Origin of the sequence: Microcoleus sp. N3A4 (assembly GCF_036701805.1) — a bacterium.
Lineage (GTDB): Bacteria > Cyanobacteriota > Cyanobacteriia > Cyanobacteriales > Microcoleaceae > Microcoleus.
This window is the reverse complement of sequence record NZ_JAUBRJ010000082.1, coordinates 1-22,140: the sequence shown is the minus strand read 5'-3', so window position 1 is coordinate 22,140 and position 22,140 is coordinate 1. Positions and strand designations below refer to the sequence as shown.

Here is a 22,140-nt window from a genome sequence, read left to right as displayed (position 1 = left end):
CAGAAACTCGTTTTTTTTATGAACATACGTTATAGCCTTTAATCACGGTCAAAAACCCGGTGTATTTGGTCGCAGTGCGTAAGTTCTGTGAGTAATTATTAATTTATTCCGTACTTTTTCCGAATTAGTATTAGTTAACGCAGGTGATGACAAACACAAGTGATCTTAACAATTCTTCAGGCTCTGTTACACAAAAGTTACCATTAATTTAAAAATACTTAACACGATTTTATAAAAAAGTTAGTTAAACTCTAGAAAAGGCAGAAGAAAATTTTAGAGGGTCTAATTATATGACAGCTATTACAACATCAAGAGTGGAATCAATCAAACCCCGCTGGCAAGCAATTGTCATGGTGGCCTTAATTTTCTGGGTCAGCGTTAGCCTGATTTTGGATCTAGTAATTATGCCCAGTCTCTACGTATCTGGCATGATGACATCTCCCGAGTTTGCAACGGCCGGAAATTTAATGTTCTGGGGATTCAACCGCGTTGAGTTAATCTGTTCGGGCCTGGTGGTAACGGGTTTGATGGTTTTGAGCAATTTAGTCGGTGATTTCGGCAAGCGCAGCCGCACAGCAATCTTATTATCATTGGTACTTCTGGCGATCGCCCTGATTGACACCTACGCCCTGACGCCCCAAATGAGCGCCTTGGGAATGCAGCTAAATCTGTTCGATTCCGCAGCAGAAGTGCCGACGGGGATGAATCTACTGCACCAAGGCTATTTTGGCTTGGAAGCGCTGAAGTTGGCTGTCGCCGGTACGCTGCTGGGCTGGTGCTATCAAAATCAAGCTTAATCAACGATAAAAATTAGACACGGCAGTGCCGTTTCCCTACAATGAATTGGGGTAGGGAAACGGCACTGCCGTGTCATCTTATTCGGATTCTTCTGACACATCAGATAATTCAGATTTCGGCCACAGCAGGCGCAAGCCCATCACCGCAAATCCGATCGCTGCGATCGCCTTTACCAATCGCTCCGGCAAAACCTCTGCCGTGCTGAAGCCGATCGCCACGCCGATTAAGCTCGCCAGCAGCAACGCCGACGCCGTGCCGAAAAATACAGCCCGCGGCGAGTTACAACTGCTGCCGAGGGCGATCGCAGCTAATTGACTTTTGTCTCCCAATTCTGACAAAAACACTGTAATAAAACTTATTCCCAAAAGTTGCCAATCCATGTTTTTTTAGTTATTAGTTAATTAAGAAATCTAGGACAGTATATGTAGGGTGCTTAGAGGCGCACCTTACCCATATAGCAATCCTCGCATCAGTCGCAAAATCGATCGAGACCAGAATCCTTGCAGTGCGAGCCAGAAAGCTCGCGTATAATGCAAGCAAATCATTTAGGATTGCTATATAAGGTAGTTAATTTCAGGGCGATTGACAATTAACGCAGCACTTCCCACAGCAGAAGCGCCGACATCCCCAGCAAAATCCCTCCTGCTGCTTTCTCCAAAGTTCTCGGAGCAATCAGACTCGCCAGCCACCTTCCCAGCAACACTCCCAGCAAACTGGTTGCTATCAAAGCCGAACCCGCACCGGCAAACACAATCCAAGGATTCCGAGATTCAGCCGTCATCAGCAAAATCGCGAGCTGAGTTTTGTCTCCAATTTCAGCAAAAAAAATAGTTGCAAAAGTTGAAGCAAAAATTGCCCAGTGCTTGGGCTTCAGTTTCTTTTCTTCCTGACAAATATCGGGATTTGCACTCACTGAAATTTCAGGTGGCTCTGGGGTTAAATCAGCACAAATCTCAGAAGCTTCTTTTAGTTGTATTTGTACCTGTTGCGGCAAATCGTAATTGGGATTGGCTGAGTCAGAAGCAGACAAGCTTGGCGGTACAGAATCAAGTTTCACGGGCAATGAGTGCTAAACGCTATTTGTTTTTGACTTGTACTTTTGATTTTAACTTTCTCTGTGCCTGCTTTTACCAAACCAGGGTCAATCGATTTGAGATTTTAGATTTTAGATTTTAGATTAAAGAATTGAAGCATTGACCCAGCCCACAAACGGATACCGTGCCACGTACTTAAGGATCGTGGATTAAATAACTTCCGTAGGTTGGGCCCGTGGCACGAACCCTCCGTTTCACTCCGCCCAACAATCAAGCGTGGGGTTGGGTTTCGTTCCACGGGCCCAACCTACAAAAAATGCAAGTTATTTAATTCTCATTCCTAAGTCGTGGAAAGATAAAAATTTTAGACCCTAGTTCAAGCTCCCAGATTGCATCTGTGGGATAAATCTCAAATCTAAAATCTCAAATCTAAAATCGACTGACCCCACGGATAAATTCGGGGGCTCCTTTATCGGATACAGGTTTTTTATTTCTCCAGGGATGAATCCGGGGGCTTTTATCCTAGATGCTTGATTGTCATCTTTTTCCTCCGATATTTCAGCAACTGGTTCCTGGAAGCACTTACCGCACCCAAAAAGGGATACAAGCCCCCAGATTTATCTGTCGAGTCAATCTAAAATCTCAAATCTCAAATCTCAAATTGACTGACGCCTACCAGCCCCCAGATTTATCTGTCGAGTCAATCTAAAATCTCAAATCTCAAATCTCAAATTGACTGACTGACTTGTTCATGTGCCGTAAGTTCGATCGCCCGCATCTCCCAAACCAGGTACAATAAAGCCCTGTTCGTTGACTGTTTCGTCGATCGTGGCCGTATAAATAATCAAACTCGGGTACTCTGCACTCAGCCTCTTCAAAGCCGGAGGAGCAGCCACCACAGAGATAATCCGAATCAAGTTCGGGTCAATTCCCCGTGCAGTCAATTCCTGCATTGTCGCCACAATCGTGCCACCAGTCGCCAGCATCGGCTCGCTAATTATCACCCGCGTTTCCGGGTTAAACTGCGCCGGCAATTTGTTCAAATAACAAGTCGGTTCCAGCGTCTCCTCATTTCTTGCCATCCCGAGGTGGTAAACCGACGCCAGCGGCACAACCGTCTGAATTCCTTCCAGCAGTGCCAAACCCGCCCGCAAAATCGGTACCACAACTAACGGAGCTTCCGGGTTGATAAAAGTCGCCGGACATTCGCTTAAAGGCGTCTGCACCGTTGTTTCCACTGTCGGCAGCCACTCTCGAATCGCCTCGTAAGCCAGCCACCTTCCCAATTCTGTCATCGCAGAACGAAAAAGTACCGATGGGGTGGCGGCGTCGCGGGCGACAGCCAGCCAGTGTTTAATTAACGGATGCGGGGGAACGTAAACGCGCAGTTGCAGGGACATTAGAAAATTGGGGAGATTGCTAGGTTTGAGGGATTTTATGCGGTGCGGTCGATCGTCTTCGAGAGCTTCGCCAATGGGCGATCGATCGCTCTGTGCAACTTATCACATCCTTGAGGGCGCATACAAGCCAGAGAGTGAGAATCGACATCTTGCACCATTTTCAACAAGTCGCCGCAGTTCAAACCCCTGCCAGACTGCGGGATTGCCGGACTGTTGCGACAAGCGCCAGCCGTCCGTTAGAACCCGTTTGGCGATCGACCTTCATCAGCTTATTGAAATATTTTTCTAATAGTATTGACATTAATTAGCAACAAGGCTATAGTAATTTTCAGTGTTCTCCTCTCAAAGGATCGGCAGACGGGGGCAGTCGGCAATGGTAGACTGTTCCCGCATTTTTTTTTTGAAGCAGGGGCATCGGGCATCGGGCATGGAGCAGAGAGGGCATCGGGCATCGGGCATCGGGTATCGGGCATCGGGCATTGGAAATAGTTTATTTTTGTTCCTTCTTCCTTCTTCCTTCTTCCTTCTTCCTTCTTCCTTCTAGAGCGATCGACTGTAATATTATAGAAATTATTAAGATTTTGAAGCGAATGTCAGCTCCTACCCAATCCCAGTTATTTTCTCCCAACTCCCGCCCTACACAGCAAGAGTTTGATGTGATTGTCATCGGTTCCGGCATTGGTGGACTCGTGACTGCCACCCAGTTGGCCGCTAAGAAAGCCAAAGTTTTGGTACTCGAAAGCTATACAATTCCGGGGGGTAGCGCTGGATATTTCGATCGAGAAGGCTACAGATTTGATGTTGGAGCCTCCATGATTTTTGGCTTCGGACAGCGCGGCACCACCAACCTCCTCACCCGCGCCCTGAAAGCAGTCAACGTCACCCTAGAAACTATTCCCGACCCCGTACAGCTTCACTATCATTTACCCAGCGGCTTAGAACTTGAAGTTCCCCAGGCTTATGACAAATATTTGCAAGAATTAACTGACAGGTTCCCTCACGAACGCGAAGGAATCCACAAATTTTACGGCGAATGCTGGAGCGTCTTCAACTGCCTCAACGGGATGGAATTGTTATCCCTAGAAGAACCCGGATATCTGGTTCGAGTCTTTTTTCAGAATCCTTTAGCCTGTTTGGGATTAGTAAAATATCTGCCTCAAAATACTGGCGACATTGCGCGGCGCTACATAAAAGACCCTACTTTGCTGAAATTTATCGACATGGAATGCTACTACTGGTCTGTAGTACCCGCAGACTTGACGCCGATGATCAATGCCGGAATGGTGTTTTCCGACAGACATTACGGCGGCATAAATTATCCCAAAGGCGGAGTCGGTCAAATTGCCCAAAAATTAGTAGAAGGATTAGAAAAATTCGGCGGGCAAATTCAATACAAAGCTAAAGCGAAAAAAATTATCACAGAAAACGGCCGCGCTGTCGGAGTCGAATTAGCCACCGGCGAAGTTTACCGGGCAAAGCGGATAGTTTCTAACGCCACGCGGTGGGATACTTTTGAGAAATTGCTGCCCGCAGAAGAGATGCCCGCTAGTGAAAAGAAATGGCAGCAGCGCTATCAAAAAGCCCCCAGTTTCTTGAGTCTGCATTTGGGAGTGGAAGCAAACGTCATCCCTGCAGGTAGTGCCTGCCACCACATTTTGTTAGAAGATTGGGACAAAATGGAAGCGCCGGAGGGAACTGTTTTGGTGTCAGTTCCGACCGTGCTCGACCCGGATTTAGCTCCCGCAGGATATCACATCGTTCACGCTTTTACGTCGAGTTGGATGGAAGAGTGGGAAGGACTTTCGCAGCAGGCATACGAGGATAAAAAGGAAGAGGCCGCAGGGAGAATTATTGAAAGATTAGAAAAGATTTTTCCCGGTTTAGATGCCGGTTTGGATTATATGGAAGTTGGCACTGCGCGTTCTCACCGTCGGTTTTTGGGGCGCGAAGATGGAACTTACGGGCCAATTCCAAAAGAGAAGTTAATGGGTTTGTTGGGAATGCCGTTTAATCGAACTTCTATTCCTGGTTTGTATTGTGTGGGTGACAGTACCTTTCCCGGACAGGGTTTAAATGCGGTGGCCTTTTCTGGGTTTGCTTGCGCGCACCGAATTGCGGTTGATTTGGGTTTTTAGGAGGAGTGTGGCAACACAGGTTGCCCCATTTCTAACTCAGGACTTATGGATTGGGAGGTAATTCTGTTATATATCTAACAGTTTTTCTAGGATGGAGTAAATGTCTTTTTTGTCACCATCTTTACGTCTCCCGAGTCCTACAACAACAACCATAACTCGATCTTGCTCGACTTTGTAAACAATGCGATAGCGCTGTCCAACGGCTCGGATACTGCGAAATCCCGATAAGTTATCAACAAGCGCTTTGCCTTGCTTCTCTGGTTCAATTTTGAGTTTATCGATGCGATCGCGCAGTTTCTCCTGTTCTCGTCTATCTTTAACTTCCGCCAACATTTCTAGTGCCAACGGCGTAAGTTGGATGTCGTATTCGATTGAATTTGCTTCGCCTTTCATAGTCCCAGTTTGGCTTTAGCATTTTCCCAGGAAACGGTTTTGCCTTCGCCGGCTTGGGTGATGCTTTGGCGAAGTTTGGTAACGAATTCAATATCGGTGAGAATATCCAAGGTTTCGAGGAGTTCAGTCAAATGGTTGTAGCTGATTACCGCCATAACGGGAACACCATCTTGAGTGATCGCGATCGGCCGATCGGTGAGTTCTTGAAGTAGGTTGGGAAGCTGCTGCTGTGCTTGGGCAATGGTGAGTCGTTTAGACATGGCTGTATTGTACAACTTTATTAAGATTATAAGTATTAAAGCAATACTAATTTTAATTTAGCACCTGGGTCCAAATACGGCGAATCAATTAAAAACCCGGTTTCTGGGGAAAAACCGGGTTTTAAACTGAAAATTGGCGGTTTTCATTCTTTTACCGAGTTCACTGGTCGTAGCTGCCGCCGACGCCGATTTGAGTATTGTAGATTTTGGCATCAGTGATGGTCATATCTTCCATTGATGCGCCGGATACGTCAGTGGTGTTAATGATGGCGGCGGTCAGATTTGCCCGATCGAGGTCTGCCTCATTTAAACTGGCATTAGTCAGGAAAACGGAGGTTAAGTTAGCACCCGTCAAGTTAGCACCCGTCAAGTCCGCGCCTTCGAGGTTGGCATTAGATAGGTTTGCTCCTCGTAAATTTGCTTCTCTCAAATCAGCACCAATTAAATGAGCTTCCGTTAAATCTGCTCCGGACAAGTCGCACTGAAAACACTGCCCGGTTGACAGTAACTGTTTGACCTGAACGGGATTTTCAGCGCGAGCCGGCCCGGCCAACAGTAGGGGAGTAATTAAAAAAGTAGCGGCTAATAGATGGCGTTTCATAATCCCTTTTCCTCATCAGACTCTGTGTTTCAGTTCTTGTCTTTATATCTACAATCTTACCACGTTTGTTTTCGCAAGTTGCGATCTAATTCACAGATTGGCTGTGACATCGATTGCCCTCAACAACGCATAGATGGTCTCGAAAAGCTCGCAAAACTTAACGTCGCAAAACTTAACACTGCTGAACTTAATACAGTGCCTTTTTGTAGTAACATTTTCTAGGTTAGCTATGATAGCCAAAAGATGTGTCTTTCTAAAGATGGATATGATTAGCGATGCGAGGGATGATTTTAGCAGGTAATTTTATCGCAAAAAATTCACAAAAAACACATTATTTTTAGTTAAAGTGTCACGGGACAGAAAAATTAACTTAAAATAAAGATAAGCTTATAAGTTTATAGGTAGAGGGAAAGCCGTCACTGGCCAGATCCCCAGCCAAAGCTCGGGTGCATTTTTAACAATTAATTTTAATTAGGTCTCAGCAGCGCAGTAAAAATCCACCTAGTGCTTGGAAAGCAGCGCTTTTTTGGAATGTCGCAGAATCAACGCGATCGCAAAACTAAATTAAATATGCTAAAAAACGATTCCTCCAAGTATCTGCCAACCTTAGATCAAGTAATTGATCGCTACCCCTTGACAGTTGTGCCTGATACCCCACTAGCAGAAGTAATTACCCTGATGGGCCAACGGCGCGGAAGTTGCTCTCTAAACGCAGACATTCCACCAACCGATATCTACCAGCAACTAACAGAAATCGCCAATCTCCCCACTTCAAGCGCCTTCAGAGACGCGACAGGTATCTGCGTCTTTGTCGTGGAAAAATTCCTCGAAAAATTCTCCTCGTACTTTGCTCAAAAGTCAAAATTGCAAGGAATGTTCACCGAGAGGGATCTCGTCGATTTGATTGCATCGGGCAAAAACTTAAAAGGTGTCACCATCGCAGAAGTGATGAGGCAGCCGACCGCAACTCTGACAAAATCCCAGGCTCAAGACATTTTCAGCGCTCTAATTCTGCTGGGCCAACAAAGAATTAATCACCTGCCAATATTAGATAATGGCGGTCAACTCCTAGGAGTAATTACGCCGGAAAGCATTCGCCAAGCCATGCTGCAACCGGCAAATATCTTAAAAATGCGGAGTGTGAAAGAAGTTATGACGGCACAAGTCGTTCAAGCGCCTCTCACCGCGTCAGTTATGAGTTTAGCCGAGTTGATGGCGCAGCACCGCGTTAGCTGCGTGGTAATTACAGAATCAACAGAATTATCGATGAATTTGCCGTTCCCCATTCCGGTAGGTATAGTCACAGAACGGGATATTGTGGAATTTCAAGCTTTAGATATAGATTTGTCGCAAACGATCGCCCAAACTGTGATGAGTACCCCCTTATTTAGTCTCAAACAAGAAGACTCGCTGTGGGTAGCTCATCTTGAAATGCACCAGCGTTTAGTCCGCAGGTTGGTAGTAACGGGGGAATGGGGAGAACTCCTGGGAATAGTCACTCAAAGCAACTTACTGCGGGTACTTGACCCGATGGAAATGTCCGGGGCGATCGATGTTCTGCACGATTCAGTCACAGAACAGACTAGCGAATTGCAAAAAGCGATCGCATCCCTCAGCTTGACTAACGCCCGACTAGAAAGCGAAATTGCTACCCGCCTGCGGGCCGAGGTGCGGCTGCAACTCCTAGAATCGGCAGTAGTTAACGCTAACGACGCGATCGTGATTATGGATGCGGAACACAGCGATATCTCCGATCCCACCATCATCTATACCAACGAAGCTTTTACCCAAATGACGGGCTACCTACCCGAAGAAATCATCGGACAAACCCCTAGTTGCTTGCGCGGCCCAGAAAGCGACCCGACCCAAGTCGCTAAAATTCGCCGTGCTTTCTCTCGCCGAGAACCCCTACGCCTGGAATTGATCAACTACCGCAAAGACGGTTCAACTTATTGGGTGGAACTCAACAGCGTACCCATTGCCGACACATCCAGGAACTTTACCCACTGGGTGTCGGTGCAGCGGGATATTAGCGAGCGCAAGCGCATGGAACAAGCATTTTTTGAGGAAAAAGAACTCGCTCAGGTAACACTACAATCGATCGGCGATGCCGTAATCGCTACTGACGCCGGTGGCTGCATTTCCACCCTCAATCCAGTTGCCGAAAAACTCACGGGTTGGTCTACCTCCGAAGCTAAAGGTTTGCCCCTAGCCAGCGTGCTGAGAATAGTTGACGAAACTACCAGGCAGGCGGTCGAAAATATCGCTGAAATCGCTTTGTGCGAAGGTCGGACTGTCGATAGAGGACACAACTGCTTGCTGATTGCCCGCAACAACCGCGAATTTGCGATCGACCACAGCCTCGCCCCCATCCACGCCAGCAGTGGCGAAATTGTCGGGGCCGTCGTTGTGTTCCGAGATGTCACTCAAGTGCGAACTCAAGCGCGGCAACTCACCTGGCAGGCAACTCATGACCCCCTGACGCAATTAGTCAACCGCCGGGAATTTGAGTACCAGCTAGAAAACGCCCTGCACAGCGCTCAAGGTTACGGGCAAGAACACGTTATGCTTTACCTGGATCTCGATCGCTTCAAAATAGTTAACGACACTTCCGGTCACGCTGCAGGCGACGAACTGCTGCGCCAAGTCAGCCAGCTATTTCAAAGAAATATCCGCAAAACCGATATTTTGGCGCGTCTGGGCGGCGATGAATTTGCCGTACTCCTGTACGATCGTCCCGCCGAACGAGGATTGGATGTTGCAGAATCGCTGCTGCAAAGCGTTCAGGGATTCCGGTTTGGGTGGCAGGAAAAAACTTTTTCGATCGGCGTCAGTATCGGTTTGGTAGCAATTAATCCCAAAACAGCATCAACATCTGCGGTTTTGAGCGCGGCCGATATCGCCTGCTACGCTGCTAAAAATAAAGGCCGCAACCGGGTGCAGGTTTATCAAGCCGGCGATCTGGAATTAATCAAACAGCACGGCGAAACCCAGTGGGTGGTGCAAATTAATCAAGCTTTAGAAGAGAATCGCTTTCGCTTGTACTCTCAGCCGATCGTACCTTTGCTCAACTCTCCAACCACCGGAACCCACTGCGAAATCTTGCTCCGCCTCCAGCTTGAAACCGGTCAGTTGGTGTCACCGATGGCGTTTATTCCGGCAGCCGAACGCTACAACTTGATGCACGCGATCGACCGCTGGGTAATTAGCACTTTATTTAGCAATTTATCTCAAATTTTCACGACCCATTTATTAGTCCAAAACCCCGGGGTAGACAGCGATAAAATAGTTACCTTGCCTGCTTGCTCTCTTTTATCTAATTCGCAATCCTCATTTGGCGGCAAATATCCCAGCCTTTATGCAATCAACCTTTCTGGCGACAGCCTCAACGAAGAAAAGTTTATCGAGTTTATTCAGGAGCAGTTTTCCATCCATCAAATACCGCCGGAAATAATTTGTTTTGAAATTACAGAAACCGTGGCGATCGCTAATCTCAGCAAGGTAGCCAGCTTGATTTGGCAACTCAAGGAACTAGGCTGCCACTTTGCCTTGGACGACTTCGGCAGCGGGATGTCTTCCTTTGCTTACCTGAAAAGCTTGCCGGTTGATTATCTCAAAATTGACGGCAATTTTATTAAGAATATTGCCGAAAATCCTATTGATATCGCAATGGTTGAAGCTATTACCAAAATAGCTCACGTCATGGGAATTAAAACTATTGGCGAGTATGTGGAAAATCAAAAAATCATGGATAAACTCAATGAACTTGGGGTAGATTACGCTCAAGGTTATTATTTGGGAAAACCTCAACCTTGTAACTTCGCATCTCCTAGTTTAGATAAAGTTTTGGGGGAGTTTCCGGTTGATTCTTTGGCTTTTGAGGCAAAGCTGGCTTCTTGAAAAAGGAAGTTCGACAACGAATTGAACGAATTTAAAGGATTTAACGGAGGGATGTTGAGGGAAGAAGGAAAAGGGAGATTTTAAGTTGTCAGATCGATTACCCATTCCCATTTTCCCATTCCCGATTACCCATTACCTTCTACAGTAGTTTCCACCGCTTCAATGTACTGACTGTCTAACAGAAAAGCACCTTTTTCAAAGCGAATGCCCCAATAATTGCCGGGACGCCGATCGATCACAACACCTTCAGCGCCGATCGCAATTAAATTCGCAGGCCGCAGCATCGGCATCGGTTCGGCAGTTTTGACGTAAGGCGGCATCGCCACAACTCGGACTTTTTGACCGATTGTAAATTCTTTTTCCATAGTTTTTTTGCTTTTATAGGCGATCGTGGCACGGCTAGGCTAACCAAAATTCATTGTGGCGCACTTTGGCAGAACTCCCCCCTACAGCTTTGTGCCAAACTAAGACTTGATAGAAAATGGCTGATATAAAAGTAGGGGATAGTTTCTATGGCTACAAGTCGTCGCATTGAGCGTGTAGCTTCAATGATTAAACGGGAAGTCAGCCTGATGTTGCTGAATGGAATCAAGGACGACCGTGTAGGTGCGGGTATGGTTAGCGTTACCGACGTAATTGTTTCGGGAGACCTTCAGCATACAAAAATTTTTGTCAGCATCTACGGTACTGATGAGGCGAAAGCCGAGACTATGGAGGGTTTGAAATCTGCTACTAGCTACGTCCGCAGCCAGTTGGGCCAACGGGTGCAACTGCGCCGGACGCCGGAAGTAGTATTTCTTGAAGACCGTTCTTTGGAACGGGGCGATAAAATGTTGATACTGCTGAATCAGCTTTCTGCCGATCGCAAACCGGATCTTTTAGATCCCGATGAAGAATTCGCTGAGGATGAAAGTCCTGAAACAGACGAGAATTAGTTTGTGAAGGAAGAAGGAAGAAGGAAGAAGGAAGAGGAAAGAATTTCTGATTCCCAATTCCCGATTCCCAATTCCCAATTCGCAATTCCCGATTCCCAATTCCCGATTCCCAAATCTAAAATCTAAAATCTAAAATCTAAAATCGAATGATTGACAATCTTTCCTTGCCCGAACTGGTAGCCCAGATGTTCGTGGTGCGCGCTTCCGGCTGCTTGTTCGACCACCAAATTCGCTATCCCGAATGGGAACCAACGGCCAGCAAACTCCGCTATTATCTGGAAACTTTGGGCGTCGGTGGGGTGATTTTGGTCGGGGGAAGTGCTGCGGAGTTGGCAGTTCGATCGCACCAATTGCAGTCTTGGGCCAAGTTGCCGCTGCTGCTGGCGGCTGATATTGAGGAAGGTGTAGGCCAGCGGTTCGCCGGGGCGACTTGGTTCGGGCCGCCGATGGCAATTGCCGAAGTGGCGCGGCACGATTCAGAAGCGGCCGATCGATATGCCGAACAAATGGGCGCTGTGACTGCGATCGAAGCTAGGGCGATCGGTCTCAATTGGGTTCTCGCACCGGTGGTTGATGTTAACAACAATCCCGACAATCCGGTAATTAACGTCCGCGCTTTTGGCGAGACACCGGAAATTGTCGGCAAATTGGCCGCTGCTTTTATTCGCGGCGCCCGCCAGTATCCGGTTTTGACTACAGCTAAGCATTTTCCCGGTCACGGGGACACGGCGGTTGATTCTCACTTGGAATTGCCGGTTTTGCCGCATTCGCCAGCGAGATTGGCTGAGGTTGAGTTGCCTCCTTTTGTCGAGGCGATCGCCGCTGGGGTCGATGCTGTGATGAGTGCTCACTTGCTGATTCCGGCTTGGGATGCCCAGTTTCCTGCTACTCTTTCTCGCAAAATTTTGATTGGGAAGCTGCGAGAAGAGTTGGGATTTGAAGGTTTGATCGTGACGGATGCTTTGGTGATGGGTGCGATCGCCAATAAGTACGGCGCCAACGAAGCTGCTGTTTTGGCTGCTGAGGCTGGTGCTGATGTTTTGCTGATGCCGCTTGACCCGGAAGGGGCAATTCGGGCTGTCTGCGAAGCTGTCACTCAAGGGCGGCTTTCCATATCACAAATTAAGCAATCTGTCAAGCGAATTTGGGAAGCGAAAATAAAGGTGGGTTTGTCGATTTCTGACTCCCCCCAAACCCAGAAGGGGGAAAGCAAGAATTTACAATCCATCGACTCGATCGACTTAAGTTTGCTGGCAAATCCTGACTCAAGGGCAACTGCTGCCGGCATTTTGCGAGATTCTTTGAAATTTGGCGGAAATCTACCTTTGCAGGTTGCAAAACCCCCAGAAAACCAGCTTTTGCGGAATTTGATTGTTGTGGATGATGTTTTGGGGTGCGAGTTTTTGGGAAACCACACTCCGGCGATCGCCGTGCCCGAACAGTTTGGTTACAAATTGCAACTGATTGACGATCGCACAGGTGCGATCGCTGATAATGCAGGTGCAGAGCATTTTTCTCCCACACTGCTGCAAATTTTCATTCGCGGCAATTGCTTCCGAGGCAGTGCTGGTTTGACCCAAGCAGCTCAAGATTGGTTTAAGAAATTATTAAAGACGGGAGAACTGCAAGCTGTATTAATTTACGGAAGTCCCTACGTTTTAGAGCAATTTTTGCCGCACTTGCCTCCGAATATTCCTTATGTATTTTGTTTCGGGCAGATGCCGACAGCGCAATCTCTCGCTCTAGAATTGCTGTTCGGCATTGACGCCACGGGCAATGCTTGAGCTGCCGGACTCCTAAATCTTTCCTTGGCTGCTGCATCAGGACTCAAATTCATCAACCCGGTTTCTCGCAAGAAATTTTGCCTGTGACGGCGAAGCATCCAGAAACCGGAAATCAAGCGCTGCTTCCTAAATTCTGAATTGAGCTTTGCAGCAGATGGGCCTGCTAGCCCGGAAAAGTTGCGGCCAAAATCCCAAGACAAATCCAATCGCTTACTAATTGTTCCTATAATTTTTTTAAATAGACCGCAGTGAATTGTATACCTCTATACTGACAAAATTTTACTTACATATTTGGAATATTGGATTATATTATTACCAGGGCCATAATTTTTTTTTTACTAAAACCTTGAGGGCGCATTATGATTCAGTCCACTATCAAAATCCAATACTCTTTAGATGTCATCCAGGATGAAGCCCGCCACCTCGTGAACGAGGGCGTGCTGAGCCGACAACAGCCTATCTACACGCTTTGTCAGTTCATCCCACCCCGGGAATGGGCTTGCGTGGAGTGCGAGTTAGAAAAATGCGACTTCTTGCTGCGCGATCGCATTGCCGACCTGATCGGTTCTGAAAACTGGGACAATGACTAAAGTTTGGTTTTCTTAAATAAGTTTGCAAGTCAGTTTCCAAGTCAACTCCGGCTGTGTTAAAGAATCTTGATTCTTTAATCCTGGAAATTTTCGGCGCGCAAATTTTCCAATTCGGCCCTCAGCGCTGCCATGTGTGCAGTTAATTCTTGAATCTCTAGCTTTACGTCAGGTTGTACAACCGACTCGGGAGGAGCATCAGTCGCTGCATCCGATTGCTTGGGCGAGACAGATTCGCTGTCTGCATTCTCCCGATCGCCCGGTTGAGAGAAAATAGTCTCTACAAAATTCCGCGCTTCTCGATCGGTCATTTCTCCTTTTTCCAGCAGCTCATCCGCAAGTTTGCCCAAATCTGACTTCAGTTTGTCAAGATTTTCTTCTCGCTTCAGGGGATCTTGCAATGTCTCAATTAAAAAGGAAGTTGCACCTAAAGTCAGGTGAAATCCTGTTTGCAGCATTTGAGGCAGGTTGTCGGGATTCATCTAAAAATGCCGCTAGAACGTTTTTCGGAGTATTTGGTTCGCCAGTTGCTCCCAAGGCGGCGGGCTTGCCGCCAGCGAGCGGGAAGATGCGAAGTTGTCGATCGCGATCGCCCCGAGTCAGAAAAGATCGGCTTTTGGGGGGATGCTTTTTTGTTATGTAAATACTAATGGTATCATTACTTCGTAACTTTATAAATGTCAAGTGTAAAGTTTTGTAACTAGAAAGAGAAACCTCCCCACTCAAAAAGTCAGTTTATCAGGACTTACGGATGGGGGCGATAAACCCGGTTTCTACGAAAAATTTGCGACGAGGAACGAGAAAGACAGGAAGAAACCGGGTTTCTGAGGTCAGCGTGCATAAATTCTATCTATTTAAGATTTGAGATTTGGAGATTTTAGGTTAAATCCAGTTAAGGATACAGCGCCTCACCGGTGGAGGGGTCAAATATAAATAGTCGATCGAAGTCAAGCTGTACCTTCAGGCGATCGCCCGATCGCAAGCGAACACTCGCAGGTATTTGTAACTGTACAGTAGTTTCAGCGCTCACCAAAGGCAAACTCGCCCGGATTAAAGTTTCTCGCCCCAGAGGTTCTACTACTTTTACCTCTACATCGAGAGGAACTTTTTCTAATGCCCAAACATCGGTTTTCAAATCATCATCTTCGGCTGTTTGTGGCGTAAAGATTTCTATATTTTCGGGACGGATGCCCAAATCAAATCCTTGTCCTTCTCTCGGCTGCAATTTTTTATGAATCGAAACCGGACAGGCTAAAGATTGATTTCCCACTTGAAAGGATTCGTTAGTATAAATTGCAGGCAAAATGTTCATGGCCGGATTGCCTAAAAATGTGGCAACCATGCGGTTAGCTGGTTTGGCATAAATGCTTTGCGGGTCTCCTATTTGCTGAATTTTCCCCCCATCTAAGACTACAATTTTATCAGCTAAAGTCATCGCTTCCACTTGGTCGTGGGTGACGTAAACTGTGGTAATTCCCAGCCTTTGATGCAGTTGTTTGAGTTCTGCTCTAGTGTCGTCTCGCAGTTGAGCGTCGAGGTTAGAAAGCGGTTCGTCTAAAAGGAATACTTTCGGTTCGCGGGCGATCGCCCTTCCCAGTGCTACCCGCTGCTGCTGTCCGCCTGATAGCTGTTTGGGCTTGCGCTTGAGGAGGTGGTCGATCGAGAGCGATCGGGCTACTGTTTCGACTCGTTCTTGAATTTTAGTCGGGTCAACATTCCGCATCCGCAATCCAAAAGCCAAGTTTTCTGCGACAGTCATGTGCGGATAAAGCGCGTAATTTTGAAACACCATTGCTACATCCCGCTGTCTGGCCGGAATGTTGTTAACTAAATTATCTCCGATGTAAAGATTGCCGGAAGTTGCGGTTTCTAAACCTGCAATTGTCCGCATAATTGTGGATTTCCCGCAGCCGGAGGGTCCGACTAATACCCAAAATTCCCCGTCCGGGATTTTGAAGCTGATATTTTCGATCGCGGTGACGTTTTGGTAGCGTCTGGTAATATTTTCTAAGCGAACATTTGCCATTTGTTAGTAGTTATTGGTTATTAGTTATTGGTTGTTGATTTTTACTTTTTGTCTTCAGAAAGCTTGGTTAATTCTAAAACTGTGCGGTCTAATTCTTCAACGATCGGCGTTAACTCAGCTTGGCGGAATGCTTCTACTAACGAACGATAATACCAGAGAGAACCTTCTTTTTTGCCTTTGAAGCGTTCCCAAACAGTATCGCCTAATTGACGGTAATCTTTCAGGATCGATCGAACATTATAAAGTTTATCAGCAGCCGAGACTAATCTGACCGAGCCAGAAGCTGTAGAAATGCGATCGATATAAGCTTGTTTTCGCTGACGCCAAGGGGGTTTCGGCGTCGCGTCACTGTCGGTACAGCCGTCTACAATCGCTGTGACGGTATCCCCAAAGCGGCGGCGGATGGCTTCGCGGGTGGTGGGCCCGCCTCGATCTTCGATCGCATCGTGAAGCAAAGCTGCGATCGCCTCATCTTCATTTGCCCCATATTCTAAAGCTATACTAGCAGTGCCCAACAAATGGGCAATGTAGGGAACGCCCGAACCTTTGCGAAGTTGGGTAGCGTGCAGTTCGGCGGCATAGGTGAGGGCTTCAGAAAAACGGTTTGAGAGAATCATGAAAGTCACCTTTCTTAATTGCTATGATATATAAATTATTGGGCTAAGTTGAACAGACAAAATCTACCAAGTTCCATAAAATCGTAGAGATGCGATCGAGAGCGATCGCTTGTAAACTTATAATCGTTAAACAGAGGTTGCGAGCATGACAGCTACTATAATTATACCCAAAAATGCCGACCAAAACTTAGAGCCAGAATCAGAGCCAAAATTAGAAAATATACCGGAAATTCACCCAGAATCTGAGCCAGAAAAAGTCATATCTCTAGAAGAGTTTTTAGTCAAGCCTCCTGATAGAATGGAATGGGTTGACGGCAACTTAGTGGAGAAAACAGGAATGACCTTCAAGCACAGTCTAGCTCAATCTAAATTATCACGTTTCTGGGGAAATTATAAAGAATCCAGCGGACAGGGAGGAGAAGTTCTAACAGAAGTCCTTTGCCGCACTAACAAACAGGGTCGCCGTCCCGATGTTGCTTACATTACTCCTGAATTGTTGCCAGAATCAGGTAATTTTACAGCATTTTCCCAAAGTTTTCCTTTGATAGCGGAAGTTGCTTCCCCGGAAGATAGCGGCGAAGAGTTATTTGCAAAAGCTCAAGAATATTTGGAATCGGGATGTTTAGAAGTTTGGTTGCTGTTTCCTGAAGCTAGATTAATATTTGTGAATGCAGGGCAACGCTGGCGGTTGTTTAATGCCGATGAAGTTGTTAACACTCAAAGTGTGCTTGCAGGTTTTAGCGTAGCCGTCAGTGAATTGTTGGCTTGAGGAAGTTGTTAAAATAATTGATTAAAATCAGAAACTTTAGCTTAGGATAGGGTTTAATGAGAATGCGGGAGCGATCGACCTACAGGTAACTTTGAAGTATTGCTACAAGTGAAAGCCAACCATTAAAGCCTTTGTCCGCGATCGCATCTTGGGCGTAAACCTTTTCATCCGAGTCACAGACTGAATAATGCAAAGCAAAGTCAGGCATTGAAAAAAAATTCCAATTGTCGAAATGCTGCATAGGGGAATTCGCCCGATCGGTTTTTCTCGAAACTCTTTTCCCCGAGCAAAGCAGCAGTCTTTTTCATTTGAAAGTAAACGATGGTCGAGAAATGGCTAATTTTGATTTCAAATTCCGCTAAGGTTTTTTCTTGAGTAATTAGCTCTCCACAAGAAGATGAGAATTCCGTCACAGTGACTGTTACCTTATGATGCTGTTCTGGGTTCCTGGTTATTTGCCACCGATTGCCTCCTGGCTCATCCCACCATATAAACTCAACGGCTGAAGCACCTTTCAGTAGAGCGGTGGTTGCTTCGATAAAATCTCCGATCGGATCTCCAAAAACATGGCTGATATATAACTCGTGAATGCGATCGCCTAGGTAAAGTATGCACGTGCTCCAACCATGAGGTAAAAGAACATACAAGAGATCGAAATTATCCTCATCGTGCATACAAAACTGCTTGTTATCTCGCTGGCTTGCCTGTTGATGCAGTCTAACGTTCGTATTCAGCGGCGACTAGCAAACTTTGCATCCCCACCAGAATCTTGATTCCGTCCGCTGCAATACGGTTATTATACTGCGTTTCCAAAGAGGATACAAATCTTTAGAGGACTTAATGAGTCTCATAGGTGATATCTAGCAATCTTTTAAGAACCCGAACTCTCGAAGTGTTCCGCTCGTTAGCGCAGCCCGGGCGAGAGGATCGCTTCTTCAAACCATCCAAACTATTGATATAGTACGCGGTGCAAAAAACGGTAAACCGTGACAGCCACAAATCTCATCAATAAATTTGAGTACAAACCCTATACAAACCAAATCAATTAATTTGCGGAACGGGGCAAACAGCCATTGTCAGCGGCTGCACGGTAAAAAGTGCGATCCTCTCGCCCGGGCTGCGCTAACGGCAAACATTTACAAGCTCAAGAATATGCTGCGATCGGGTAACTTTACTAGGACTCAGGTTTTAGCGTCGCTGTCAACGAATTATTAGCTTGAAAAACTTGCCAAGAATGCCATCTTATGAAATAATTTAAAATGTTAAAATTTTCAACTATTGCGAGCTTCAAAAATAAAAATATATATGGATAGATTTCGAGTAGAAGTTATTTCTCAAACACCAAATCCTCAGCAAGTAATTTACGCAGCCCTCCATCAAGACTATACTGAGAATTTCGTGTTTGACGATCGCGATTCCTGGCCCTCAGACGCAGAATGTGGCGAAATTATCATCAAAAGGCTCCTCGCAGGCGATCGGGGGCATTACGGCCCCTTAGAGCATCCCCAAATTATTTTTAATTGCGGCTATTTTCCCCACAGTGTCATGCAGCAAGCCAGGACACATCGTGTAGGAGTATCCTTTGATGTGCAATGTCTTGCTGCTGATACCGCAATCACTTTTGTTGATTGCGAGGGAAGTGCTGGCAAGAAAAATTTGAGCAAAACAATTGGAGAACTGTATGACCTTTGGACTAATGGGGAAAAAGCGATTCGTTCTCGGTCTATTCGAGGTCGAAATGGTGAACCACCAGGCGAATATCGTCGTGACTGCAAGCAAAGAATCCGTAAAATGCGCTTGCGAGTTTTAAATGAACAAACTGGCTTGTTTGAAGTGGGTCATATCAAAGATGTAATGTGTAGCGGTATTCAACCCGTTTATAAGGTAACATTGGAAGACGGCAAAACTTTAGAATGTACCGCTAATCACCGTTTATTTACACCCGACGGTTGGCAAACAATGAAAGATGCGGTTGGGTTAATAACCCACGCAGATGGAAAAGTGGTTCGTATCAACCAAAATTCCCATGTTATGTGTAATGGCGTGTCGGTGACAGATGATAGGATTTATACAGACAAGTCATGGCTTGAAACCAAAATTTCGCAAGGATTGACTATCAAAGAAATTGCTGACTTATCTAACTGCTCTCCCAATACGATTAAAGCATGGACTAACAAACATGGGCTATCTTCAGCCTATTCAGGTTCGCGCTTCCCTGAAGGTCATAAGCCCTGGAATTACAACCCTAACGCTCTCTATCGCGACCAAAATTGGTTAGTGGATCAACTTGAGAAAGGATTGCACGCTGATGAAATGGCGACTTTAGCTAACTGCTCAATTGAGGTCGTTAAAAAATGGGTCTATGCTTATGGATTGTCTCTAAATAAGCGACAACCTGGAAGAGATGAACCTTGGAATAAAGGTAAAGGAGGTTATCAACTTAACCTCTCTGAAGAAAGCCGCCAGAGACGAATCGAAAATGCAAAAATTTACACGCAAAGAGGTGCTGAGTCTAATTTTTGGAAGGGTGGTACTTCTACGGATCGAGAATTAATTGGCGCTTGGACGCGGCAAATTGCGCCCCAAGTCCATAAAAAGTTTGATTTTATTTGCCAGAAATGTGCTGTCAGAGGTGGTGTTCTTCACGCCCATCACTTAATACCAGTTTTTGCAGATAAATCTCTTGCTTATGATTTTGATAATCTAGTGACTTTATGCAAAGACTGTCATGAATATATTCATCAAAACAACTTAGAGCTTAAATTTGCGAAAGCTTACTCGCCAATATTAGAGCCTGAAAATTGGCAAGTCAAGCCAAAGCAAAAAGGGAGAAAATTGCGTTCTCATCCCGTAAAAGTCAAGAGTGTTGAATATGTTGGCGAACAAATGACTTATGACCTAGAGGTGGATGGTGAATGGCATAATTTCGTTGCTAATGGTTTAGTAGTACATAATTCCCTGCGTTATACAGGTAATCAATTTCTGGATGCAGCAGTCGGCAAAAAAGACATAGAAGATATTTTTTACCTGCGTCCAGTAGATTATTATACCGATCGCGAAGGCAAAAAATACTACTATTCTCCCGAACAAAGACAACAAGATTTAGAGTGGTGTCTAGAAGCCGCTAAACGTTATAAAATTGACTTCGACGGCGGTATGTCCGAGGAACACGCCCGAGGCAAATTACCCTTTGACTACCGCCAGCATTTTGTAGTCAGTTTCAATTTAAGGTCTTTCCTGCATTTTTCTGACTTGAGAAACAAGAAAAATGCTCAACTGGAAATTCAAAAACTCTGCGAAATGATGTGGCCTCATTTTGAGAATTGGGCACCCGACATTGCGAAGTGGTACACAACTACTCGTCTGGGAAAAGCAAGGCTAGCGCCGTAAGAGAACTACCTTTTTTGGCTAATTGCGGTCGAATGGTAAGGTGCGTCGCCATCTACAATCTGCAAGTTCCATTGAATATCTCACAGCGACGCACCCTACTACAGATTAGAGACTTGCGTAAGTCCTATCATAGGGCTTCTCAAGTAAGTTAAGTACGCACCGAGCTATTACCAATTACCCATTACCGGTTAGGTTGACAAAACTCAAGTAAATACCAACAAGATGAAACTCAAAATCCTGCAACTGCATGAATTAGCGATAATCCCCCAATATGCCCATGATACTGATGCTGGACTGGACTTATTTTCTATAGATGAATTAGAAATTACTCCTGGAGAAAGCAAGTTAATTCATACAGGCATATCCATAGAATTACCCCAAAAAACAGAGGCTCAAATTCGTCCCAGAAGCGGTTTAGCTCTCAAGCACCAAATCACTGTACTCAATGCACCAGGAACCATAGATGAAGGCTATCGAGGCGAAATCAGAGTCATCTTAATCAATCACGGTCAAACTTCTTTTCAAGTGACAAAAGGCATGAAAATTGCTCAAATGGTAATCGCGCCGGTAATTCGCGTGGAAATTGAAGAAGTAAAAATGTTAAGTGCCAGCTCTAGGGGAGATAATGGATTTGGCTCGACTGGAATCTCGCCATAAATCACTTGTCTCGATACAGTTCTAATTCTACATTTTAAATGGACAATACACCAGACAACTACGAACCCCCTCAAAGACCAAACTGGGACGAATACTTTTTAATGTTGGCAAAATTAGCCGCAACTCGATCGACTTGTCTGGCTTTTCCTGTAGGCGCAGTGATAGCTAAAAACAGGCAAGTTTTAGCAACGGGTTACAACGGTTCGCCGTCAGGTTCGGCACACTGTACAACTCAAGGCTTCTGCTATCCTGGTTTAAGCAGTTGCGACGCCAGTAAAATTTTGCCGTCAAGGGCGGTTCACGCTGAAGCAAATGCGATCGCCAAAGCTGCCAAACACGGTATATCTACTGCTGGGGCTAGTATTTACGTCACCTTAGAACCCTGCATCTATTGTTTGAAATTAGTCATTGCCGCTGGGATTCGAGAAGTGTTTTACGAAACGACTTTTAACAGCGGAGAAAAAGCTGCTTTGAGAGATACTTTTATCAGTGAAGGTATTGTTGAGTTAAAACAAATTCAGCTATCTGAAGATACAGCAAAAAAGGCGGCTTTGTTTTTGTTGAATCCTACATCTGTGCCAAAAAATTAGTATAGGAGCAATCCTCCCCCTGGTTGTCGCAGCCACAGGAAACAACTGTGTTGTGTTCCTATAAATGATATTTATTTGCTGGCAATTTGTAGGGATACGGCAGTGCCGTATCCTGAATCCTGCGGGATACAAATAATATTTATTTTACAAGTTGTAAGGACACGGCAGTGCCGTGTCCCTACAAAAAATGGTTCTTCCTTACTTACTATGCTAAATCAATAGCTAAATCAGTGAAAATATCTGAACAAATATATAGAAAAGTAA

General features: G+C 45.7%; 27 protein-coding genes. 14 read left to right on the top strand and 13 right to left on the bottom strand.

Features of this window, described 5'->3' with window-relative positions:
• The first annotated feature begins 290 nt into the window (after positions 1–290).
• Complete coding sequence (locus tag QUA56_RS31350; protein ID WP_333366286.1) at positions 291–797, top strand: hypothetical protein; 507 nt, start codon at positions 291–293, stop codon at positions 795–797.
• A 78-nt stretch (positions 798–875) separates the two neighbouring features.
• Here the strand turns inward: QUA56_RS31350 and QUA56_RS31345 are convergent, their stop codons facing one another.
• From QUA56_RS31345 to upp, 3 genes are all read right to left on the bottom strand, one after another.
• A complete protein-coding gene (locus tag QUA56_RS31345) occupies positions 876–1,178 on the bottom strand; it encodes a TMEM165/GDT1 family protein (RefSeq protein WP_333366283.1) in 303 nt (100 codons plus the stop codon).
• Positions 1,179–1,387: 209 nt separating this feature from the next.
• Entirely contained in the window at positions 1,388–1,855 is a 468-nt protein-coding gene (locus QUA56_RS31340; RefSeq protein WP_333366280.1) for a TMEM165/GDT1 family protein, read from the bottom strand.
• A 726-nt stretch (positions 1,856–2,581) separates the two neighbouring features.
• Positions 2,582–3,232 carry a uracil phosphoribosyltransferase gene (gene upp, locus QUA56_RS31335; protein WP_333366277.1) on the bottom strand — a complete coding sequence of 217 codons (651 nt, stop codon included), beginning with the start codon at positions 3,230–3,232 and terminating at the stop codon, positions 2,582–2,584.
• Positions 3,233–3,239: 7 nt separating this feature from the next.
• On the opposite strand from upp, the gene QUA56_RS31330 reads away from it, so the two are divergent.
• Positions 3,240–3,521: a hypothetical protein gene (locus tag QUA56_RS31330; RefSeq protein ID WP_333366275.1), complete on the top strand. Its 282-nt coding sequence runs from the start codon at positions 3,240–3,242 to the stop codon at positions 3,519–3,521.
• Between the two features lie 201 nt (positions 3,522–3,722).
• Here the strand turns inward: QUA56_RS31330 and QUA56_RS31325 are convergent, their stop codons facing one another.
• Complete coding sequence (locus QUA56_RS31325) at positions 3,723–3,899, bottom strand: hypothetical protein (RefSeq protein ID WP_333366318.1); 177 nt, start codon at positions 3,897–3,899, stop codon at positions 3,723–3,725.
• On the opposite strand from QUA56_RS31325, the gene crtH reads away from it, so the two are divergent.
• Positions 3,823–5,367 (top strand): carotenoid isomerase, encoded by a 1,545-nt coding sequence (gene crtH, locus QUA56_RS31320; protein ID WP_333366273.1) that lies wholly within the window; start codon positions 3,823–3,825, stop codon positions 5,365–5,367. The two genes, QUA56_RS31325 and crtH, sit on opposite strands and share 77 nt — an antisense overlap.
• A gap of 66 nt (positions 5,368–5,433) precedes the next feature.
• Here the strand turns inward: crtH and QUA56_RS31315 are convergent, their stop codons facing one another.
• From QUA56_RS31315 to QUA56_RS31305, 3 genes are all read right to left on the bottom strand, one after another.
• A complete protein-coding gene (locus tag QUA56_RS31315) occupies positions 5,434–5,760 on the bottom strand; it encodes a type II toxin-antitoxin system RelE family toxin (protein WP_333366215.1) in 327 nt (108 codons plus the stop codon).
• Positions 5,757–6,020: a type II toxin-antitoxin system prevent-host-death family antitoxin gene (locus QUA56_RS31310; RefSeq protein WP_333366269.1), complete on the bottom strand. Its 264-nt coding sequence runs from the start codon at positions 6,018–6,020 to the stop codon at positions 5,757–5,759. Before QUA56_RS31310 ends, QUA56_RS31315 begins: the two co-directional genes overlap by 4 nt.
• A 160-nt stretch (positions 6,021–6,180) precedes the next feature.
• Positions 6,181–6,621: a pentapeptide repeat-containing protein gene (locus QUA56_RS31305; RefSeq protein ID WP_333366267.1), complete on the bottom strand. Its 441-nt coding sequence runs from the start codon at positions 6,619–6,621 to the stop codon at positions 6,181–6,183.
• A 531-nt stretch (positions 6,622–7,152) separates the two neighbouring features.
• Between QUA56_RS31305 and QUA56_RS31300 the strand changes: the two genes are divergently transcribed.
• Positions 7,153–10,521, top strand: coding sequence for an EAL domain-containing protein (locus tag QUA56_RS31300; RefSeq protein WP_333366263.1), 3,369 nt, complete (start codon positions 7,153–7,155; stop codon positions 10,519–10,521).
• A gap of 125 nt (positions 10,522–10,646) precedes the next feature.
• Here the strand turns inward: QUA56_RS31300 and sipA are convergent, their stop codons facing one another.
• Positions 10,647–10,886: a regulatory protein SipA gene (gene sipA / locus QUA56_RS31295; protein WP_333366260.1), complete on the bottom strand. Its 240-nt coding sequence runs from the start codon at positions 10,884–10,886 to the stop codon at positions 10,647–10,649.
• A 147-nt stretch (positions 10,887–11,033) separates the two neighbouring features.
• Here sipA and rbfA point away from each other — a divergent pair, with 147 nt between their 5' ends.
• The 4 genes from rbfA (at position 11,034) to QUA56_RS31275 (ending at position 13,830) form a co-directional block, all read left to right on the top strand.
• The gene (gene rbfA, locus QUA56_RS31290) at positions 11,034–11,456 is read left to right on the top strand and encodes a 30S ribosome-binding factor RbfA (protein WP_333366257.1); all 423 of its coding nucleotides are present in this window, start codon (positions 11,034–11,036) and stop codon (positions 11,454–11,456) included.
• A 3-nt stretch (positions 11,457–11,459) separates the two neighbouring features.
• On the top strand, positions 11,460–11,582 hold the full coding sequence (locus QUA56_RS31285) for a hypothetical protein (protein WP_333366253.1): 123 nt from the start codon (positions 11,460–11,462) through the stop codon (positions 11,580–11,582).
• A gap of 20 nt (positions 11,583–11,602) precedes the next feature.
• Entirely contained in the window at positions 11,603–13,240 is a 1,638-nt protein-coding gene (locus QUA56_RS31280; protein WP_333366251.1) for a glycoside hydrolase family 3 N-terminal domain-containing protein, read from the top strand.
• A gap of 359 nt (positions 13,241–13,599) precedes the next feature.
• Positions 13,600–13,830: a DUF4327 family protein gene (locus QUA56_RS31275; RefSeq protein WP_172186863.1), complete on the top strand. Its 231-nt coding sequence runs from the start codon at positions 13,600–13,602 to the stop codon at positions 13,828–13,830.
• A 74-nt stretch (positions 13,831–13,904) separates the two neighbouring features.
• On the opposite strand, the gene QUA56_RS31270 is transcribed toward QUA56_RS31275, so the two are convergent.
• Positions 13,905–14,309, bottom strand: coding sequence for a hypothetical protein (locus QUA56_RS31270; RefSeq protein ID WP_333366248.1), 405 nt, complete (start codon positions 14,307–14,309; stop codon positions 13,905–13,907).
• Between the two features lie 6 nt (positions 14,310–14,315).
• Between QUA56_RS31270 and QUA56_RS31265 the strand changes: the two genes are divergently transcribed.
• Positions 14,316–14,477, top strand: a complete 162-nt coding sequence (locus QUA56_RS31265; RefSeq protein WP_333366246.1) for a hypothetical protein — start codon at positions 14,316–14,318, stop codon at positions 14,475–14,477.
• A 242-nt stretch (positions 14,478–14,719) separates the two neighbouring features.
• Here QUA56_RS31265 and QUA56_RS31260 read toward each other — a convergent pair whose 3' ends face one another.
• Both QUA56_RS31260 and QUA56_RS31255 read right to left on the bottom strand, forming a co-directional pair.
• A complete protein-coding gene (locus tag QUA56_RS31260; protein ID WP_333366244.1) occupies positions 14,720–15,853 on the bottom strand; it encodes an ABC transporter ATP-binding protein in 1,134 nt (377 codons plus the stop codon).
• Between the two features lie 41 nt (positions 15,854–15,894).
• Positions 15,895–16,470 carry an HD domain-containing protein gene (locus QUA56_RS31255; protein WP_333366241.1) on the bottom strand — a complete coding sequence of 192 codons (576 nt, stop codon included), beginning with the start codon at positions 16,468–16,470 and terminating at the stop codon, positions 15,895–15,897.
• Positions 16,471–16,615: 145 nt separating this feature from the next.
• Between QUA56_RS31255 and QUA56_RS31250 the strand changes: the two genes are divergently transcribed.
• Positions 16,616–17,239, top strand: a complete 624-nt coding sequence (locus QUA56_RS31250; protein WP_333366238.1) for a Uma2 family endonuclease — start codon at positions 16,616–16,618, stop codon at positions 17,237–17,239.
• 79 nt (positions 17,240–17,318) lie between these two features.
• Here QUA56_RS31250 and QUA56_RS31245 read toward each other — a convergent pair whose 3' ends face one another.
• Together QUA56_RS31245 and QUA56_RS31240 are read right to left on the bottom strand one after the other, a co-directional pair.
• Complete coding sequence (locus QUA56_RS31245) at positions 17,319–17,447, bottom strand: hypothetical protein (protein WP_333366236.1); 129 nt, start codon at positions 17,445–17,447, stop codon at positions 17,319–17,321.
• Entirely contained in the window at positions 17,440–17,913 is a 474-nt protein-coding gene (locus QUA56_RS31240; RefSeq protein WP_333366234.1) for a hypothetical protein, read from the bottom strand. Before QUA56_RS31240 ends, QUA56_RS31245 begins: the two co-directional genes overlap by 8 nt.
• A 340-nt stretch (positions 17,914–18,253) precedes the next feature.
• Between QUA56_RS31240 and QUA56_RS31235 the strand changes: the two genes are divergently transcribed.
• The 4 genes from QUA56_RS31235 to QUA56_RS31220 all read left to right on the top strand — a co-directional run bounded on the left by QUA56_RS31235 (position 18,254) and on the right by QUA56_RS31220 (position 21,876).
• Positions 18,254–18,454, top strand: a complete 201-nt coding sequence (locus QUA56_RS31235) for a hypothetical protein (RefSeq protein ID WP_333366231.1) — start codon at positions 18,254–18,256, stop codon at positions 18,452–18,454.
• A 90-nt stretch (positions 18,455–18,544) separates the two neighbouring features.
• A complete protein-coding gene (locus QUA56_RS31230; RefSeq protein ID WP_333366229.1) occupies positions 18,545–20,629 on the top strand; it encodes an FAD-dependent thymidylate synthase in 2,085 nt (694 codons plus the stop codon).
• Positions 20,630–20,851: 222 nt separating this feature from the next.
• The gene (dut, locus tag QUA56_RS31225) at positions 20,852–21,286 is read left to right on the top strand and encodes a dUTP diphosphatase (RefSeq protein ID WP_333366225.1); all 435 of its coding nucleotides are present in this window, start codon (positions 20,852–20,854) and stop codon (positions 21,284–21,286) included.
• 38 nt (positions 21,287–21,324) lie between these two features.
• The gene (locus tag QUA56_RS31220) at positions 21,325–21,876 is read left to right on the top strand and encodes a dCMP deaminase family protein (protein ID WP_333366219.1); all 552 of its coding nucleotides are present in this window, start codon (positions 21,325–21,327) and stop codon (positions 21,874–21,876) included.
• The last annotated feature ends 264 nt before the right edge of the window (positions 21,877–22,140 follow it).